General features: G+C 44.6%; 14 protein-coding genes, 1 rRNA gene and 1 other RNA gene. 14 read left to right on the top strand and 2 right to left on the bottom strand.

The features are described from left to right. The first annotated feature begins 474 nt into the window (after nt 1-474). Complete coding sequence (aldA, locus tag GLW00_RS00080) at nt 475-1,926, top strand: aldehyde dehydrogenase (RefSeq protein ID WP_160910456.1); 1,452 nt, start codon at nt 475-477, stop codon at nt 1,924-1,926. A 38-nt stretch (nt 1,927-1,964) separates the two neighbouring features. On the opposite strand, the gene queF is transcribed toward aldA, so the two are convergent. Next, nucleotides 1,965-2,459, bottom strand: coding sequence for a preQ(1) synthase (gene queF, locus GLW00_RS00075; RefSeq protein WP_160910455.1), 495 nt, complete (start codon nt 2,457-2,459; stop codon nt 1,965-1,967). A 367-nt stretch (nt 2,460-2,826) separates the two neighbouring features. Between queF and acsA the strand changes: the two genes are divergently transcribed. The 5 genes from acsA (at nt 2,827) to GLW00_RS00050 (ending at nt 9,236) form a co-directional block, all read left to right on the top strand. Continuing rightward, nucleotides 2,827-4,536, top strand: coding sequence for an acetate--CoA ligase (gene acsA / locus GLW00_RS00070; RefSeq protein ID WP_160910454.1), 1,710 nt, complete (start codon nt 2,827-2,829; stop codon nt 4,534-4,536). 155 nt (nt 4,537-4,691) lie between these two features. Further along, a complete protein-coding gene (locus GLW00_RS00065; protein ID WP_160910453.1) occupies nt 4,692-6,002 on the top strand; it encodes a purine/pyrimidine permease in 1,311 nt (436 codons plus the stop codon). A gap of 30 nt (nt 6,003-6,032) precedes the next feature. Continuing rightward, nucleotides 6,033-7,352 carry a lysine N(6)-hydroxylase/L-ornithine N(5)-oxygenase family protein gene (locus GLW00_RS00060; RefSeq protein WP_160910452.1) on the top strand — a complete coding sequence of 440 codons (1,320 nt, stop codon included), beginning with the start codon at nt 6,033-6,035 and terminating at the stop codon, nt 7,350-7,352. Between the two features lie 94 nt (nt 7,353-7,446). Further along, nucleotides 7,447-7,959 (top strand): type 1 glutamine amidotransferase domain-containing protein, encoded by a 513-nt coding sequence (locus GLW00_RS00055; RefSeq protein WP_160910451.1) that lies wholly within the window; start codon nt 7,447-7,449, stop codon nt 7,957-7,959. A 509-nt stretch (nt 7,960-8,468) separates the two neighbouring features. Next, the gene (locus GLW00_RS00050; RefSeq protein ID WP_160910450.1) at nt 8,469-9,236 is read left to right on the top strand and encodes a DUF3891 family protein; all 768 of its coding nucleotides are present in this window, start codon (nt 8,469-8,471) and stop codon (nt 9,234-9,236) included. Between the two features lie 69 nt (nt 9,237-9,305). Here the strand turns inward: GLW00_RS00050 and GLW00_RS00045 are convergent, their stop codons facing one another. Next, nucleotides 9,306-10,592 (bottom strand): glycoside hydrolase family 18 protein, encoded by a 1,287-nt coding sequence (locus GLW00_RS00045; RefSeq protein WP_160910449.1) that lies wholly within the window; start codon nt 10,590-10,592, stop codon nt 9,306-9,308. Between the two features lie 81 nt (nt 10,593-10,673). Here GLW00_RS00045 and tadA point away from each other — a divergent pair, with 81 nt between their 5' ends. The 8 genes from tadA to GLW00_RS00005 form a co-directional block, all read left to right on the top strand. Then, a complete protein-coding gene (gene tadA, locus GLW00_RS00040) occupies nt 10,674-11,156 on the top strand; it encodes a tRNA adenosine(34) deaminase TadA (protein ID WP_160910448.1) in 483 nt (160 codons plus the stop codon). 50 nt (nt 11,157-11,206) lie between these two features. Then, an RNA gene (gene ffs, locus GLW00_RS00035) (signal recognition particle sRNA large type) lies at nt 11,207-11,472 on the top strand. A 135-nt stretch (nt 11,473-11,607) separates the two neighbouring features. Continuing rightward, a complete protein-coding gene (gene dnaX / locus GLW00_RS00030) occupies nt 11,608-13,335 on the top strand; it encodes a DNA polymerase III subunit gamma/tau (protein WP_160910447.1) in 1,728 nt (575 codons plus the stop codon). A gap of 25 nt (nt 13,336-13,360) precedes the next feature. After that, a complete protein-coding gene (locus GLW00_RS00025) occupies nt 13,361-13,678 on the top strand; it encodes a YbaB/EbfC family nucleoid-associated protein (RefSeq protein ID WP_160910446.1) in 318 nt (105 codons plus the stop codon). Between the two features lie 11 nt (nt 13,679-13,689). Beyond that, entirely contained in the window at nt 13,690-14,286 is a 597-nt protein-coding gene (recR, locus tag GLW00_RS00020) for a recombination mediator RecR (RefSeq protein ID WP_160910445.1), read from the top strand. A 15-nt stretch (nt 14,287-14,301) separates the two neighbouring features. Next, complete coding sequence (locus GLW00_RS00015) at nt 14,302-14,517, top strand: YaaL family protein (protein ID WP_160910444.1); 216 nt, start codon at nt 14,302-14,304, stop codon at nt 14,515-14,517. A gap of 72 nt (nt 14,518-14,589) precedes the next feature. After that, entirely contained in the window at nt 14,590-14,853 is a 264-nt protein-coding gene (locus GLW00_RS00010; protein WP_160910443.1) for a pro-sigmaK processing inhibitor BofA family protein, read from the top strand. 443 nt (nt 14,854-15,296) lie between these two features. Beyond that, nucleotides 15,297-15,364: ribosomal RNA gene (locus GLW00_RS00005) — 16S ribosomal RNA — on the top strand; the annotation flags it as partial.

The raw sequence follows: 15,364 nt of genomic DNA, 5'->3' as shown, positions 1-15,364 counted from the left end.
CCCCACAGGGCTTTTTTTGTGTCCAAAAGAACACTTAGCAATTGCAGATAAGGGCCCCTTAGGGGGAGACTCAGTTTCGAGATGTTTCCAGGGTTCGTTGCCTGGTTAAGCCTTAGGGATGGCTGGGAAGCCACTCTCTTTCCTGTGGGGGAGCGCCGAGCTTCCTCGGACTGCGTCCTGCGGGATCTCGCCTATCTCCTTCTCCCAAGGAGTCTCGCAGCTTCCCAACCACCCCATTTGTTGAGAAGTGGAACGAACCCCTATACCGAGAGTGAGTGACTCTTATCCCTTTATCCTAAGCAGGCATAAAACGCTCTAAATCAAGCCTTAAGTTCTGGCAGCCGCCCCCATCCACTCAGCATAAGTCTCGAAACTGAGTCTTCAAGCACGCTGCCATATTGTTGAACACTGGTTTGTTTATTTTGAATCACACGGGGAATTTAAATGGTAAATACCAACAGGAGGTCATTTTTCATGCAGCAACATAAACTTTACATTAATGGAGAATATACAGAATCAAACGGTTCAGAATGGATTGATGTCCTAAATCCAGCGACTGAAGAGGTCATTTCCCAAATACCAAAAGGCACTGAAGACGATGTGAATCGAGCGGTGAAAGCAGCGTTTGAAGCTCAAAAAGGATGGGAGCTTACGCCAAATATTGAACGCGGGAAAATCGTCAGGAAACTCGGAGATCGTATAGAAGAAAACCGTGCTACTTTCATTGATTTATTACAAGAAGAGCAAGGGAAAGACTATGAGCTTGCCAGTGGAGAAGTCGACCTTGCCATTGATTATTTCCGGTACATGTCTGAGTGGGCACGTAGAATCGAAGGCGAAATTGTACCAAGTGATCGTAAGAATGAGAATATCTTTATCTATAAAAAGCCAATCGGTGTAGTGGCTGGAATTGTCCCTTGGAACTTCCCGGTGTTCATTTTGGCACGTAAAGTAGCGACGTCACTGGTGACAGGCAATACATTAGTATTAAAACCAAGTCAACAAACACCGAATACAGCCATGGAATTCACAAAAATCATCGATTCCATGGATGAAATTCCAAAAGGTGTGTATAACGTGGTAACCGGTACAGGTTCAGAAATTGGAAATAGACTGGCCTCTCATCCGAACGTCCACATGGTAACCATGACAGGAAGTGTGCCTGCAGGTACGAAAGTAATGGAAGCAGCAGCGCAAAATATTACGAAGGTGAATTTGGAACTTGGTGGTAAAGCGCCCGCTATCGTTACCGCTAATGCGGACCTTGATGTTGCAGCTGAGAGCATAACGACTTCCCGTCTCGCTAACAATGGACAAGCCTGTACGAATGCTGAACGTGTCTATGTGCATGAAAGTGTGGCGGATGAGCTTCTAGCTAAATTACGTCATAAATTTGAGTCGGTGACGATGGGGAACCCTCGTGAAAATAAGGAAGCGGATGTCGGTCCGCTTGTAAGTAAAGACCGTCTTGAAGAAGTGGAAAGCATGGTGAAAGAAGCGATTGAAGCAGGGGCGAAGGTTGAAATCGGAGGAGAACGAGGCGACTTAGACAAAGGTTATTTTTATAAACCTACGATTCTCACAAACGTAAACCATGATATGCAGATTATCCAGGAAGAGATTTTCGGTCCTGTGATCCCTGTGACAACGTTCAAAACATTGGATGAAGCGATTGAAAAAGGAAATGATACAGATTACGGATTATCCTCATCTGTTTATACTGAAGACATGAATGAAGCGATGCGTGTCGTGAATGAACTGAAGTTCGGTGAAACATTCGTCAATCGCGAGAACTTCGAAGCCGTCCAGGGCTATCATGCAGGAATGAAAAAATCAGGACTTGGTGGAGCAGACGGCAAACACGGAATGGAAGATTTCCTTGTGACACAAGTCGTTTATATGCAATATAAAGATGATAAAAAATAAGAAGAAAAAGAGCTGCGATTTTTGTCGCAGCTCTTTTTTTATCGGTTATCGATTTTTTCAGGGTAAAGGTCGTGATTCATCAGGCGGTGGTCCGCCATTTGCTCAAATTTCGTGCCAGGTTTTCCATAATTGCAGAATGGATCAATGGAAATCCCGCCACGAGGGGTGAATTTACCCCAAACTTCAATATATCGAGGGTCCATTAAGTCAATCAGGTCATTCATGATTGTATTCACACTATCCTCATGGAAATCTCCGTGATTACGGAAGCTGAAAAGATAGAGTTTGAGTGACTTACTCTCGACCATTTTCACGTCTGGAATGTAGCTGATATAGATGGTTGCGAAATCAGGTTGGCGCGTCTTCGGGCAAAGGGTAGTAAACTCTGGACAGTTGAATTTCACGAAATAGTCACGGTTCGGATGTTGGTTATCAAACGTTTCAAGGACTTCCGGGTCATACTCGAAAGAGTAGGAATTTCCTTGGTTACCAAGGAGTGATAAATCAAGGTCTTGGTCGTTGCGTCCTGGCATGAGGCATGCTCCTTTGTGAATGTAATTTAAATAAAAAAGCCGCAGCGGCTAAGGGCTGCGGCTTATCATAAGACGTGGTCCTTAGTTTTTTATAGAGGGGTTGGCTAAGAAACCTCTACTATGAAGCTTTTATGCTCGTTTCATTATATAAACAGAGGGGAATGCTGTCAATTTACCTCGTTCCCTTGTCCTAATTCTGTAAATCTTTGGAGATAACACTTTAAATATGAGAAAAAATCCCCTACAATAGAAGTAATTCATAAAATTTTCAGAAAAGTATGCAGTTCGTGGCTCTGAAAGGATCAGAGCTTTCTTCAGCCACAAAAGGAAAACGTTTACAAAACATTCTTATGAGGTGATGATGAATATGGACATGAAACCAATTCCAGCTCGATCAGGCAATCACAACATGGAAAACTACAAAGAAGCGTATGAGAATTTCCAGTGGGAAGAAGTGAAAGAGCAGTTCTCATGGAACGAGACAGGCAAAGTAAACATTGCCTATGAAGTTGTCGATCGCCATGCAGAAAATCCTGATAAGAAAGATCAGGCAGCTCTGATCTACTCTGCACCGGATAGAGAAGAGACCCTTACTTTTGAGGATTTGAAATTGAAAAGTAATCATTTCGCGAATGTACTGAAAAAACATAATATAGAAAAAGGCGACCGTGTCTTTCTCTTCATGCCAAGAAGCCCTGAGTTTTATGCAGCCTTCCTTGGTATTCTTAAGGTAGGAGCAATTGCGGGCCCGCTTTTTGAGGCATTCATGGAACAAGCCGTACGAGATCGCCTGGAAGATAGTGAAGCAACGATGCTCATTACGACACCGGAACTGCTTGAGCGTGTACCTGCAGATGACCTTCCGAACTTGAAGCAGGTCGTACTTGTTGGTGGCGATGCACCAGGCAACTACATTTCTTATGATGAAGAAATGGAGAAGGCTTCGGATGAATTTGAAATCGAGTGGGTGGATCTTGAAGACGGAATGCTTCTTCATTATACATCTGGTTCAACCGGCAAGCCTAAAGGAGTTTATCACGTCCATAATGCCATGCTTCAACATTACCAGACAGGTAAATGGGTGCTGGATCTTAAAGAAGATGATGTGTACTGGTGCACCGCAGACCCAGGTTGGGTGACAGGTACAAGTTACGGCATCTTTGCTCCGTGGTTAAACGGGGTGACGAACGTTATCCGTGGAGGACGATTTAGTCCGGATGACTGGTACGGCACGATTGCCGAGAAAAATGTGTCGGTCTGGTATTCCGCTCCGACTGCTTTCCGTAAACTGTTGAGCGCTGGAGAGGGAGTTGCGAAAAAGCATGACTTATCTTCGCTTCGTCACGTATTAAGTGTAGGAGAGCCATTGAATCCTGAAGTCGTAACATGGGGACTTTCAGCCTTTGATTTGCGTATCCACGATACATGGTGGATGACGGAAACAGGCGGCATGTTGATTTGTAACTATCCTGCGATGGATATGCGTCCGGGATCAATGGGTAAACCGTTCCCTGGCATCGAAGCGGCTATTGTCGATAATGAAGGGAATGAACTCCCTGCTAATCAAATGGGGAACCTTGCGATTAAACAGGGATGGCCGTCCATGATGCGTGCGGTATGGAAGAACCCAGGGAAATATGAAAGTTATTTCTTAAATGGCTGGTATGTTTCTGGTGATAGTGCTTACCAGGATGAAGACGGTTATTTCTGGTTCCAGGGACGTCTTGATGATGTCATCAACACATCTGGTGAACGTGTTGGACCATTTGAAGTGGAGAGTAAATTGATTGAACATGAAGCGGTAGCAGAAGCAGGAGTCATCGGTAAACCGGACCCTGAACGAGGAGAGATCATTAAAGCATTCATTACCCTCAGGGAAGGGCATGAAGAATCCGATGAACTGCTTGAAGATATCCGTCAATTCGTTAAAAAGGGATTGAGCGCTCACGCTGCTCCAAGAGAAATTGAAATCAAGGACACGATTCCTAAAACCCGTAGTGGTAAAATCATGAGACGTCTTCTGAAGTCTTGGGAGCTTGGTTTACCGACTGGGGATACCTCTACACTCGAAGAGTAATTGATGAAAGCACAGCCCGTATCAGGGTTGTGCTTTCATTTTTGTTGACTCATTCGTAAGGGTGTTTCACGTGAAACGGGTAAGCATGAGAACAAAATTTTCATTCGTCCTGTGGTAACATATGGAGAGATATTACATAGATTGCAGGTGGCAAAATGAAAGAAGAAGGAACGACACGTTTTTTGGACGGCTCTTTAGAGACCGTTCAATGGTTTGTATTTCTGTTGGCGAGCGCAGTTGCTCTCCCCATTGTTATCGGTTCTATTTTCGAATTGAATTTCAATGAAGTGGCAGGTTTGATGCAACGGACATTCTTTGTCGTCGGGGTTGCCTCCTTCCTGCAAGGCGTTTTTGGACATCGTCTCCCTATTATGGAAGGACCTGCAGGCCTATGGATCAGCATATTTGCGGTCATGGCCTACAGTGGATCCCAGTCAGGCGACAGCTATATGGAAACATTACAAATCCTCCAGGGGACGATGATATGGACAGGGATCTTCCTATTCCTATTTGGTATTTTCCGTTTGTCGCACCGGGTGCTTTTTGTGTTCACCCCACTTGTAACGGGGGCTTTTTTATTTTTACTGACCGTCCAATTGAGTGGGACGTTTCTTCAGGGAATGTTAGGCATTGAAAAATCGACAGAAGCGGTGGATGGAAAACAGGCACTTGTCGCCTTTGTTACGCTTGCCCTCGTAATTGGACTATCGGTAATGGGAAAAGGTTGGTTGAAAAGTTTCGCTGTTTTGATTGGAATTGGTTTCGGATGGGTATTGTATGCCATGACTTTTAATGGGTCTGCCACTGAAGCAGGAGGAACCTCAGCTTTTTCCTTACCTGAAATTTTTGCTTGGGGACCCCCTCAGCTGACATGGGGCACCCTCCCTTTAGGGTTTATTACCGCTGTGATTTTATTGTCCAATCTAGTGGCTTCCATTATTGCGGTAAGTCATACCGTTTATGGAAAACCACAGTATACATATGATCAGGTCAACAAAGGAAGCAGTTTCCTGGGGGTGAACCATGGAATTACAGCCGTTTTTTCTGCCGTGGCTAACGTTTCGCTTGCTTCATCGTCTGGGTTCATGCAATTGACCGGGCAGAAAAGGAAACGTCCTTTTTTATATGCTTCTCTATTATTAGTCGTGTTTTCGTTCTTCCCACCGGTAGTGGCGTTTATTTCTGGTATTCCGGCACCGGTAGCTAACGCAGCTTTGCTCGCAACTTTTGTCCAGTTGATGGGACTTGGCATTTCCAATATGACGAGTGAAAAGCTTGATGAACGGAGACTGACTATTCTAGGACTGTCCTTTTTACTGGGTATAGGACTGATGTTCCTGCCGCCCGAAGCCTTCAGCGGTGTTCCGGCGATATTACAAAATTTACTGAGTAATGGATTATTGGTTGGGACGGTGCTTGTCATAGTACTGGACCGGCTGTGGAAAGAATCAAACACGTCCTCATAGGGAAAATTGAAGGTACAAGGAAGTGATGGAATGGAAAAAGAAATATATGATGTCATCGGGGTCGGAATCGGTCCTTATAACTTAGGGATGGCCGCATTGATCGACCAGACCGATGATTTGGATGCTGTCTTCTTCGACAAGACTCCTGAGTTTGTCTGGCACCCAGGAATGCTGATTGAAACGATGGATCTTCAGGTTCCTTTTTTAGCAGACCTTGTCTCGTTCGCGGATCCGAAAAGCCCTTATACCTTTATGAATTATTTGCATGAACATGACCGCATGTTCCCTTTCTTCTTCCATCGTCATTTTGAAATTCCGCGTCAAGAATACAACCATTACATGCAGTGGGTGGCCAAGCAGTTGGATGGCCTGGTTTTCGGCCATACTGTCGTTGACGTTATCGACCATAAGGATGCGGATCTCCCCCACTATGAAGTGGTAGTAAAAGAAACGGCCACCGGGGAAGAAAGGTATTATCAAGCCAGGCACATTGTCATGGGGACAGGAAGTGAACCATTAATCTTAGACGGGATGGACCGGTTACCGAACGAAGACGTAATGCATACGAGTCGCTATCTTTTTGAAAAAGATCATTTATTGAAAGCGAAACATGTGACCATCGTCGGCTCGGGGCAGAGTGCTTTGGAAGTTTTTTTGGATTTATTAGAAGAGCAAGACAGACAGTCGGATATGAAACTGAGCCTCTTCACTAGATCCGGAGGGCTTTTTCAATTGGATACGGCTAAGTTTGCGCAGGAAATGTTCACACCGGAATTCGTCGATTACTTTCATGCCTTGAGCCTACAACAACGGAAAGACGCCCTCGATACGCTTGGGCCGCTTCGAAAAGGAATTGATCCGGATACACTCACGAGGTTATATTCGAAGCTCTATCATCGCACAGCCGGGATGGAGGATAGTCGTGTTCTCATTCAACCAATGACGGAAATTACCGGAATTGAGGCGAAAGAGAATGGATACTATCTTCACTGTAAACAGTGGCAGGAAGAAGTTGAATACACGTATTCAACGGAAAAAGTTGTGCTGGCCACCGGGTATAAACCTCATTTCCCTGACTGGTTCAAGAAGCGTTTCAAAGAAAAAATTGAATGGGAAGAAGAAGGAATGTATAAAGTATCGCGCGATTATCAGCTGATCTTCAACGATGGTCGTAGTCATCATTTCTTTACGTTGACCAACCTTGTCCACTCACACGGAGCAGGCGCTACCAATTTAGGATTATCCGTGCATCGGAATGTTCATATTATCAACACGATTGCAGGCCGTGAAGTGTATCGAAACCAGTCGGATACAACTTTCCAACAGTTTTCCATGAAGGACTTTCAATAACCATTAAGTGGAAATAAGGTTTAAAATCATCTCACAGGGGAAGATAGCTTATGTGTTCAAATTCAACCCATACATTCAAGGAGATGATGTAGATATGAGTAAGATTGCTTGTGTGATGACGTCCATGTTTGAAGATGTAGAATATACACAACCGGCAGAGGCGTTCTCAAATGAAGGTCATGAAGTGACCACCATTGAATGGGAAGTGGGCAAAGAAGTGGAAGGTAAACAAGGGGAAGCTTCCGTTAAAATTGATACATCCATCGACGATGTAAAACCTGAAGACTTTGATGCATTGTTCATCCCAGGTGGCTTTTCACCCGATATCCTGCGCGGAGATGAGAAATTCGTTTCTTTCGCGAAGCATTTCATGGATGAAAAGAAACCGGTCTTCGCCATCTGCCATGGCCCTCAACTGTTGATCACAGCTAAAACTCTTGAAGGGCGCACGGCGACCGGATTCAAATCCATTTCCGTTGACATGGAATATGCAGGAGTTAATTATCAGGATAAAGAAGTTGTCGTTTGTCAGGACCAGCTGGTCACAAGTCGCCAGCCCGATGACATTCCAGCCTTCAACCGTGAAGCATTAAAACTCTTGAAATAAATAAACAGACAGGCCATGAGGGAACCTTCTCCCCATGGCCTTTTTCTTCTTTTAAGCAATATTGAATGACCATACCTGGCCGTGGATACGGGGTCAGGGAGATGACGATTTGCAGTGCATTGGAACAGTCAGTAGAAAAACATACACATTCTTGTCCCCATTCGCTTTTCATGCGGACGTTCCCAGACCCTGTTCTCACACCTTATTAGCGCAGGATCTATGGTTAACACGAATCTATAACAACGTACGTGAAAAAGGATTTATTACAAACTCGGCAGGTTACTGGTAGAGGGGTTTCGAGAACTCCGGAGCCCTAAACTCTCACAAAAGTATCGAAACTGAGTCTTCCACAACCCGGCCTCATTGTTGAGTAAGGATTACCAAAACAGTGATCATTTTGTAACGTGCTATTGTAGAGAGGAGAAGAAACTTCCTATATAATGAAGGGAAGACTATAGATCGTTCTATATTACATACACGCATACGTATACAAGGAGGAGGACCACACGATGATTGTCATTGAAAAAGAAAACCAGTTTCACATGATTCCTCAGCATGAGCACGCCAAGATATCAGCTCAGATCGTCGCTCATTGGAAGAACAATTTTTTATTACGCTCAAAATTGAGAGAAGAAGCGGATTGGGCAATTGCCCAGCATGACAGAGCCTGGATTCCACTGGATGATCAACCAGAGTGGAATGAAGAAAAGCAACGTCCTTATACATTCGTCGATTATCCGTTAGAGAGAAAATTGCAGGCTTATCAGCGTGGGATTAAAGAGGTGGCCGACCGCTCTTTGTATGCGGGTATGCTCTGCAGTATGCACTATGCGTCCTTCTTTTCCAAGGATGACAATGATTCCGCTGTACAGACGTTTTTAGCTGAAGAAAAAACGCGCCAGCAAGATCTGTTCGAAGCAATGGAAATGGACATTCCCTATGATATCTATGACCTTCATTTTCGCCGGTTGCAATTTTGTGATGATTTGTCCCTTTACGTATGCATGCAGGAAGCTGGTACACCAAAAAAAGAGGAAGTTTCATGGTTCAAAGGCGGTTTCAGACAATCTTTTGATTTCGCCCCCGCTGGTATGGCTGCCCATTGGATCGATGATGAAAATGTTTCCGTTGATCCTTTTCCATTTGAGAAGCCATTCAGTATAGAAATTCCTTATCGTCCCGTGTCAAAAATAGAGATTAAAGAAAAAGGTCTGTCTCAAGCGTTTCACGACACAGAAATAAAAACGCACGTGGTTACTTTTGTGAAAAAAGAATAGTCACTTACATCTCAACGGTAAGCGACTGTTTTATAGTTTACCTGGTGTACCTACAGGCAAAAGTATTTTTTATTTCTTATCAATACTGAATTGTCCATCGAGCAGCACCCAGTTTTGAGGGAAGGAAAGCCCCAGTTTCCAATAGCTGATTCCAAGAAGACCGCGATTTTTGATTAAGTCGAATTTCCGTTGGATGGAGCGGGCATCTTCAAACCATACTTCGTGTTTCTTTCCGGCGTTATCGGTATAGGTGAAGTAAGGGGCCTGTTCCTCCTGGTCATAGGAAATCGGTACGTTGTTTTCTCTCGCAATTTGAATGGCCTGCTGTGGACTAATTGCCTTAGCAAACTCTCCACCTGGCTCGTAAGGAAGGGTCCAATCATATCCATATAAATTTTGACCGAGAAGGATTTTTTCCGCCGGCATTTCCGACAATGCATAGTCCACTACTTCGGTGACCGGACCGATTGGAGATACGGCACGTGGGGGACCACCGCTGTATCCCCATTCATAAGTCATTAAAACCACGAAATCTACAATTTCTCCGTGGGCTTTGTAGTCATGGGCCTCGTACCAGGCTCCTTTTTGATCGGCACTCGTTTTAGGAGCAAGGGCAGTGGAAATGAGCAATCCTTCCGCCGCCAACCGCTGTTTTGCTTTTCTCAAAAACTGGTTGTAGTTCTCTTTCATTTCAGGAGGGAGAAACTCCATATCAAAGTGGACATCTTTAAAACCTACTTGCTTGGTTGTTTGAATAATGTTGTCGAGCAATTTATCCTGCAGCGCTTCATCGGAAAGAATCTTCCTGCCTAATTCAGCACTGAATCCATCTTCCGAAAGGTTTGTAACAACCATCATAAGAGCCGTATCATTCTGTTGAGCGATCTCTTTGAAATTATCAAGAGGCGGTGCTTTTAACGAAGCGTCTTCCTGAATTTCATAACTGAATGGAGCCAGATAGGTCAGTGATCCTGCCCTGTTTTCAGCAGAAGCACGAAGCGTTTCGGAGACTTCCCCGCCATAGGGCTCTATATAAGCATTGGCTGTAATCGGTCTTGGCGGCTCATCTGGAATATAGAGGCGTAAGCCAACAGAAAGAGGGGCGCCGACTTGAAGGCCATTTACCTGGGCCAGCTTTTCGGCGGTGGTATTGAACTTTTGGGCAATGGAATATAAGCTGTCCCCCTGCTGGACAAAATAAAATTGGCCGACAATCGGTATAACGAGAGCTTGACCGATGACAAGGTCACCCGGGGTCTCCAGTTCATTTGCTTCGATAATGGCATTTGGCGTACTATCATAAAGACCGGCAATGGAGAATACCGAATCTCCTTCTTGAACGACGTGGATTTGCATATGGATTCGCTCCTTTCTCATCTTTAATAATGTATGAGATAGGAAAACGGAATTATTCTTGAAAATCACAGGAGGAACATCATGCTTGACGATGAACATTATATGAAACTTGCTTTAAAAGAAGCAGAAAAAGCAGAGTTGGAAGGAGAAGTTCCGATTGGTGCTGTCATCGTAAAAGATGGGGAAGTGGTCGCCAAAGGATACAATCAGAGAGAAACCTCCCAACTGGCTTCGTCTCACGCTGAATTTATAGCGATTGAAAAGGCAAACAAGCAAGTAGGCAGCTGGAGGCTTGAGGATTGTACGTTGTATGTCACTTTAGAGCCTTGTCCAATGTGTGCGGGTGCTATTTTACAATCGAGGATTCCAAGGGTCGTTTATGGTGCCAAGGATCCGAAAGCAGGTTGTGCAGGTACGCTTTTGAATCTTTTAGATGATGAGCGTTTCAATCATAAATCAGAAATTCTCCCTGGGGTTATGGAAGAGGCGTGCGGAAAAATATTGACGGATTTTTTCCGCAACCTGCGTGAGCGTAAGAAAAATAAGCCGTCGACTAATAATTAACAGTGTTTTATCATTGCATTTTTCTCGAAAACTCGCTATACTTGTTAATGCCGTGCTAAGCGGGGAGGTAGCGGTGCCCTGTACTCGCAATCCGCTATAGCGAGGCCGAATCCCCATCCGAGGTGGTGCGGCCTTAAGGTCTGCCTTATGTGAGTGGTGTTGACACCCAGGTCCTGCGCAACGGGAAACAGTGAATCCTGTCAGGTCCGGAAGGAAGCAGCAGTAAGCTGTCTCTCCCGTGTGCCGTGGGAGTGCCTGGGTCGAGCCACAACCATAAGTAACGCTTAGGGCCACATCATCGAAGATGGGTGCACGGCATTACATAAGAAAGCTCAAAGAGCTGCTATGATCCTTTCATAGCAGCTCTTTTTTTATACCGGTTTTCGAAGGTTCACATCACAACCTTGAATCAGGTATAATGAGGAGGAGACTATTAAGGGAGAACGGTTTTATGAGCTATCAGGCTTTATATCGCGTATGGCGCCCGCGAAATTTTGAAGGAGTCGTCGGACAAACGCATATTACACGGACACTGCAGAATGCGATTGAGCAGAATAAATTTTCGCATGCGTATTTATTCTCTGGACCGAGAGGGACGGGGAAAACGAGTGCTGCCAAAATTTTCGCCAAAGCCGTCAACTGCGAGCGTTCCCCTGTGAAGGAACCGTGTAACGAGTGTGATGCGTGCCTGGGTATTCAGGATGGATCGATATCCGATGTCATCGAAATTGATGCCGCTTCGAACAACGGCGTCGAGCAAATCAGGGAAATTCGGGACAAGGTAAAATATGCTCCCAGTGCGGTGCCTTACAAGGTGTACATCATTGATGAGGTCCACATGCTTTCTATGGGGGCTTTCAACGCCTTATTGAAAACATTGGAAGAACCTCCGAAGCACGTCATATTCATATTGGCAACGACGGAGCCTCATAAAATTCCATTGACGATTATATCCAGATGTCAAAGATTCGACTTTAAGCGGATCTCGCAAAAAGCAATGGTTGAACGGATGGAGAAAATCACTTCGATTGAAGACATCGCGATTGCAAGAGAAGCACTGGAAATTGTAGCGCTCACAGCAGAAGGTGGAATGCGTGATGCGCTTAGTCTTCTTGATCAGGCGATTTCCTACAGTGATGATGAAGTAACCATTGAAGACGTTCTTGCGGTGACGGGTTCCGTTTCTCAAAGCAAACTCACAGCAGTTTTGCAGTCCCTTCATAACCAGGATGCAAGAGCAGCTCTTGAAGCGGTGGATGACTTGATTCAAGAAGGAAAAGATCCCGGTCGCTTTGTTTTCGATCTGATCTATTATTTGAGAGATCTGCTTTTATTCCAGAGTGCGCCGGACCTTGAACATAATTTGGAAAGAGCAATTCCTGATGAAGCTTTCAGAAATTTATCAGGCGAATTGTCTCCTGTGTGGATTCAGCAGGCAATCCGTGAACTAAATCGTTGTCAGCAGGAAATGAAATGGACGACAAGCCCGAAGGTATTCATCGAAATTGCTATGCTGAATATGGTGGAAGTTCAGGCAGGACCTGCCCAGGGAAAACCTGTTCAATCAGAAGCCGTAGATCAGCTGGCAAGAAAGATTGAAGGCCTTGAAAAGGAGCTTGCCACCCTGAAAGAAAAAGGGGTGAGTGCAGCACCACAACCACAGGCGGCACCGAAAAAGCGGGCCCCTGCAAAATCCGGGAAAAAAGGGTATAATGTTCCTTATGAACGTATTCGCCAAGTGTTGAACGAAGCATCGAAGGAAGATATCAAAAATGTTCAGGGGCGATGGGCGGACTTTATGGAAGCTTTGAAGCGGACGAACGCTCCGGCACATGCAACGCTTTTGAACAGTAAGCCGAGGGCTGCCTCTGCGAAGGCGCTTGTGCTTGCCTTCCGTTATGATATCCATTGTTCTTTGGCATCCGAACACCAGAAGACTATTGAGCCATTGCTGACGGAATTCATTGGCAAGCCGCTGACAATTATTCCGATTCCTGAACAGAACTGGCAGGAGATCAGGGAGGAATACGTCAGGAAACAGAAACAATCATCTGACGGAGGGTCTGGAGTAGAAGGGGAAGAAAGTGAAACGGCTCCATCTCAAGCGGGAGAAGAAGACCCCTTAGTTTCAGAAGCCCGAAAACTAGTCGGAGATGATTTAATAGAAGTTCAAGATTAACAGCTATTTAAAGGAGGAATGCTCCATGCGTGGTGGAGGAAACATGAATAACATGATGAAGCAAATGCAAAAAATGCAGAAGAAAATGATGAAGGCTCAGGAAGAGCTTTATGAAATGACCTTTGAATCTTCTGCAGGCGGCGGTATGGTGAAGGTGATAGCCAACGGTAAGAAGGAAATCACCGATGTTGAAATTGATGAAGAAGTGGTTGATCCAGATGATGTGGAAATGTTGCAGGATTTGATCATTACAGCTACGAATGACGTATTGAAGCAAGTAGATGATAAAACGAATGATACTATGGGACAATTCACGAAAGGTATGCCTGGAGGAATGTTCTAGGAGGAATTTTCATGTATTACCCGGAACCTATATCAAAACTGATCGACAGTTTTACGAAACTGCCAGGAATCGGACCGAAGACGGCTGTTCGCCTGGCTTTTTTCGTTTTAGAGATGGAAGAGGATGATGTCCTCGATTTTGCCAAGTCACTGGTCAATGCGAAAAGGGAACTCACCCATTGTTCCATATGTGGACATATCACTGACCAGGATCCCTGCTCGATTTGTCAGGATGAATCGAGAGACCAAGCGTTGATTTGTGTCGTTCAGGATCCGAAGGATGTCATCGCAATGGAAAAAATGAAAGAATTCAGCGGGAAGTATCACGTCCTCCACGGGGCGATTTCGCCCATGGATGGTATCGGCCCTGAAGATATTAACGTAGCAAGCCTGATCAACCGGTTGAAAGATGAAGGAATTGAAGAATTAATTCTCGCAACGAACCCGAATATTGAAGGGGAAGCGACAGCGATGTATATCTCCCGTCTCGTGAAACCTTCTGGTATCCGTATGACGAGAATTGCCCATGGTCTTCCGGTTGGAGGGGATCTTGAATATGCCGACGAAGTGACCCTGTCCAAAGCTCTTGAAGGACGTAGAGAACTTTAGGGAGGGGGAGAAGGTTTGTTTGGCAGAAAAAAAACAATAAAAAAAGAAATGGATCGTGAACTCCTCATTCATATTAAAGAGTTGAAACGGGAGTGGGAAACGTTAAACACGATCATTGAACAGAGCATCGAACCGAGCGACGAGGGCTTGAATGATTTAGCCGTCGTCAAAGCGAAGTATTTCTACCTATTAAGGGAAGCTAGATTCAGAGGAATCAATGCGTTGTCTTAATTAGATGTACTACCCTCTTGTCTAAGAGCATAGACTGTTGATAGAACAGTTTCTTGGACAAGGGGGTTTTTTATGGATCCGGTACTCGTCATTCTTCTCTTAGGACTAGCCATCCCATTACTGCTGATTGTAGGTATGCCGTCCAAACCGTTGAAGGCTGTAGGTCAGGTTATGACAAGACTGATTGTCGCTGTCATTCTGTTGTTTTTTGTGAACCTGTTCGGAGCCCAATTTGGTCTGCATGTGCCAATCAATGGTTTTACGGCAATCGTATCTGCTATCCTGGGAGTTCCTGGAGTATTGTCTTTAACAGCTATTCATTTTTGGGTTATTTAAAAGGGGGAGTTTTATGCTTCGCCTTTTTATTTTGCGGAAAAACCCTTTTGATTAGAACTTTCCTTATTGTGTTACTTTCCTTCCAGGTACCTTTGCTGGCAGTCTATGGACGGGGGATCTTACATGGAAGAAACAATCTATGAAATTATGTAACTTTTTTTAAGAAAACTATTGCGTGATTAAAAATGCCGTGATATATTATTACTTGTCGCATTAAGAGAGCGGCAAGCCGCAACGGCTTAACAAAATAAATCATAAAAAAGTTGTTGACGAAAACAACTACACATGATATATTAATTAAGTCGCTGTTTTGAAGCGGCAAACAAAACATTTGATCTTTGAAAACTGAACGAACCAACCAGTACGTCAAAACATTTCTTCTTTGTAGAAGAGATTTGAAACAAAGCACATTCGGTGTGCAAATGAGCAAGTCAAACTTAACTTTTATGGAGAGTTTGATCCTGGCTCAGGACGAACGCTGGCGGCGTGCCTAATACATGCAAGTCGAGCG

Source organism: Halobacillus litoralis (assembly GCF_009856445.1).
GTDB classification, from domain to species: domain Bacteria; phylum Bacillota; class Bacilli; order Bacillales; family Halobacillaceae; genus Halobacillus; species Halobacillus litoralis.
Note: the sequence above shows the minus strand (reverse complement) of the source record. Positions and strands in the feature narration are given on the sequence as shown.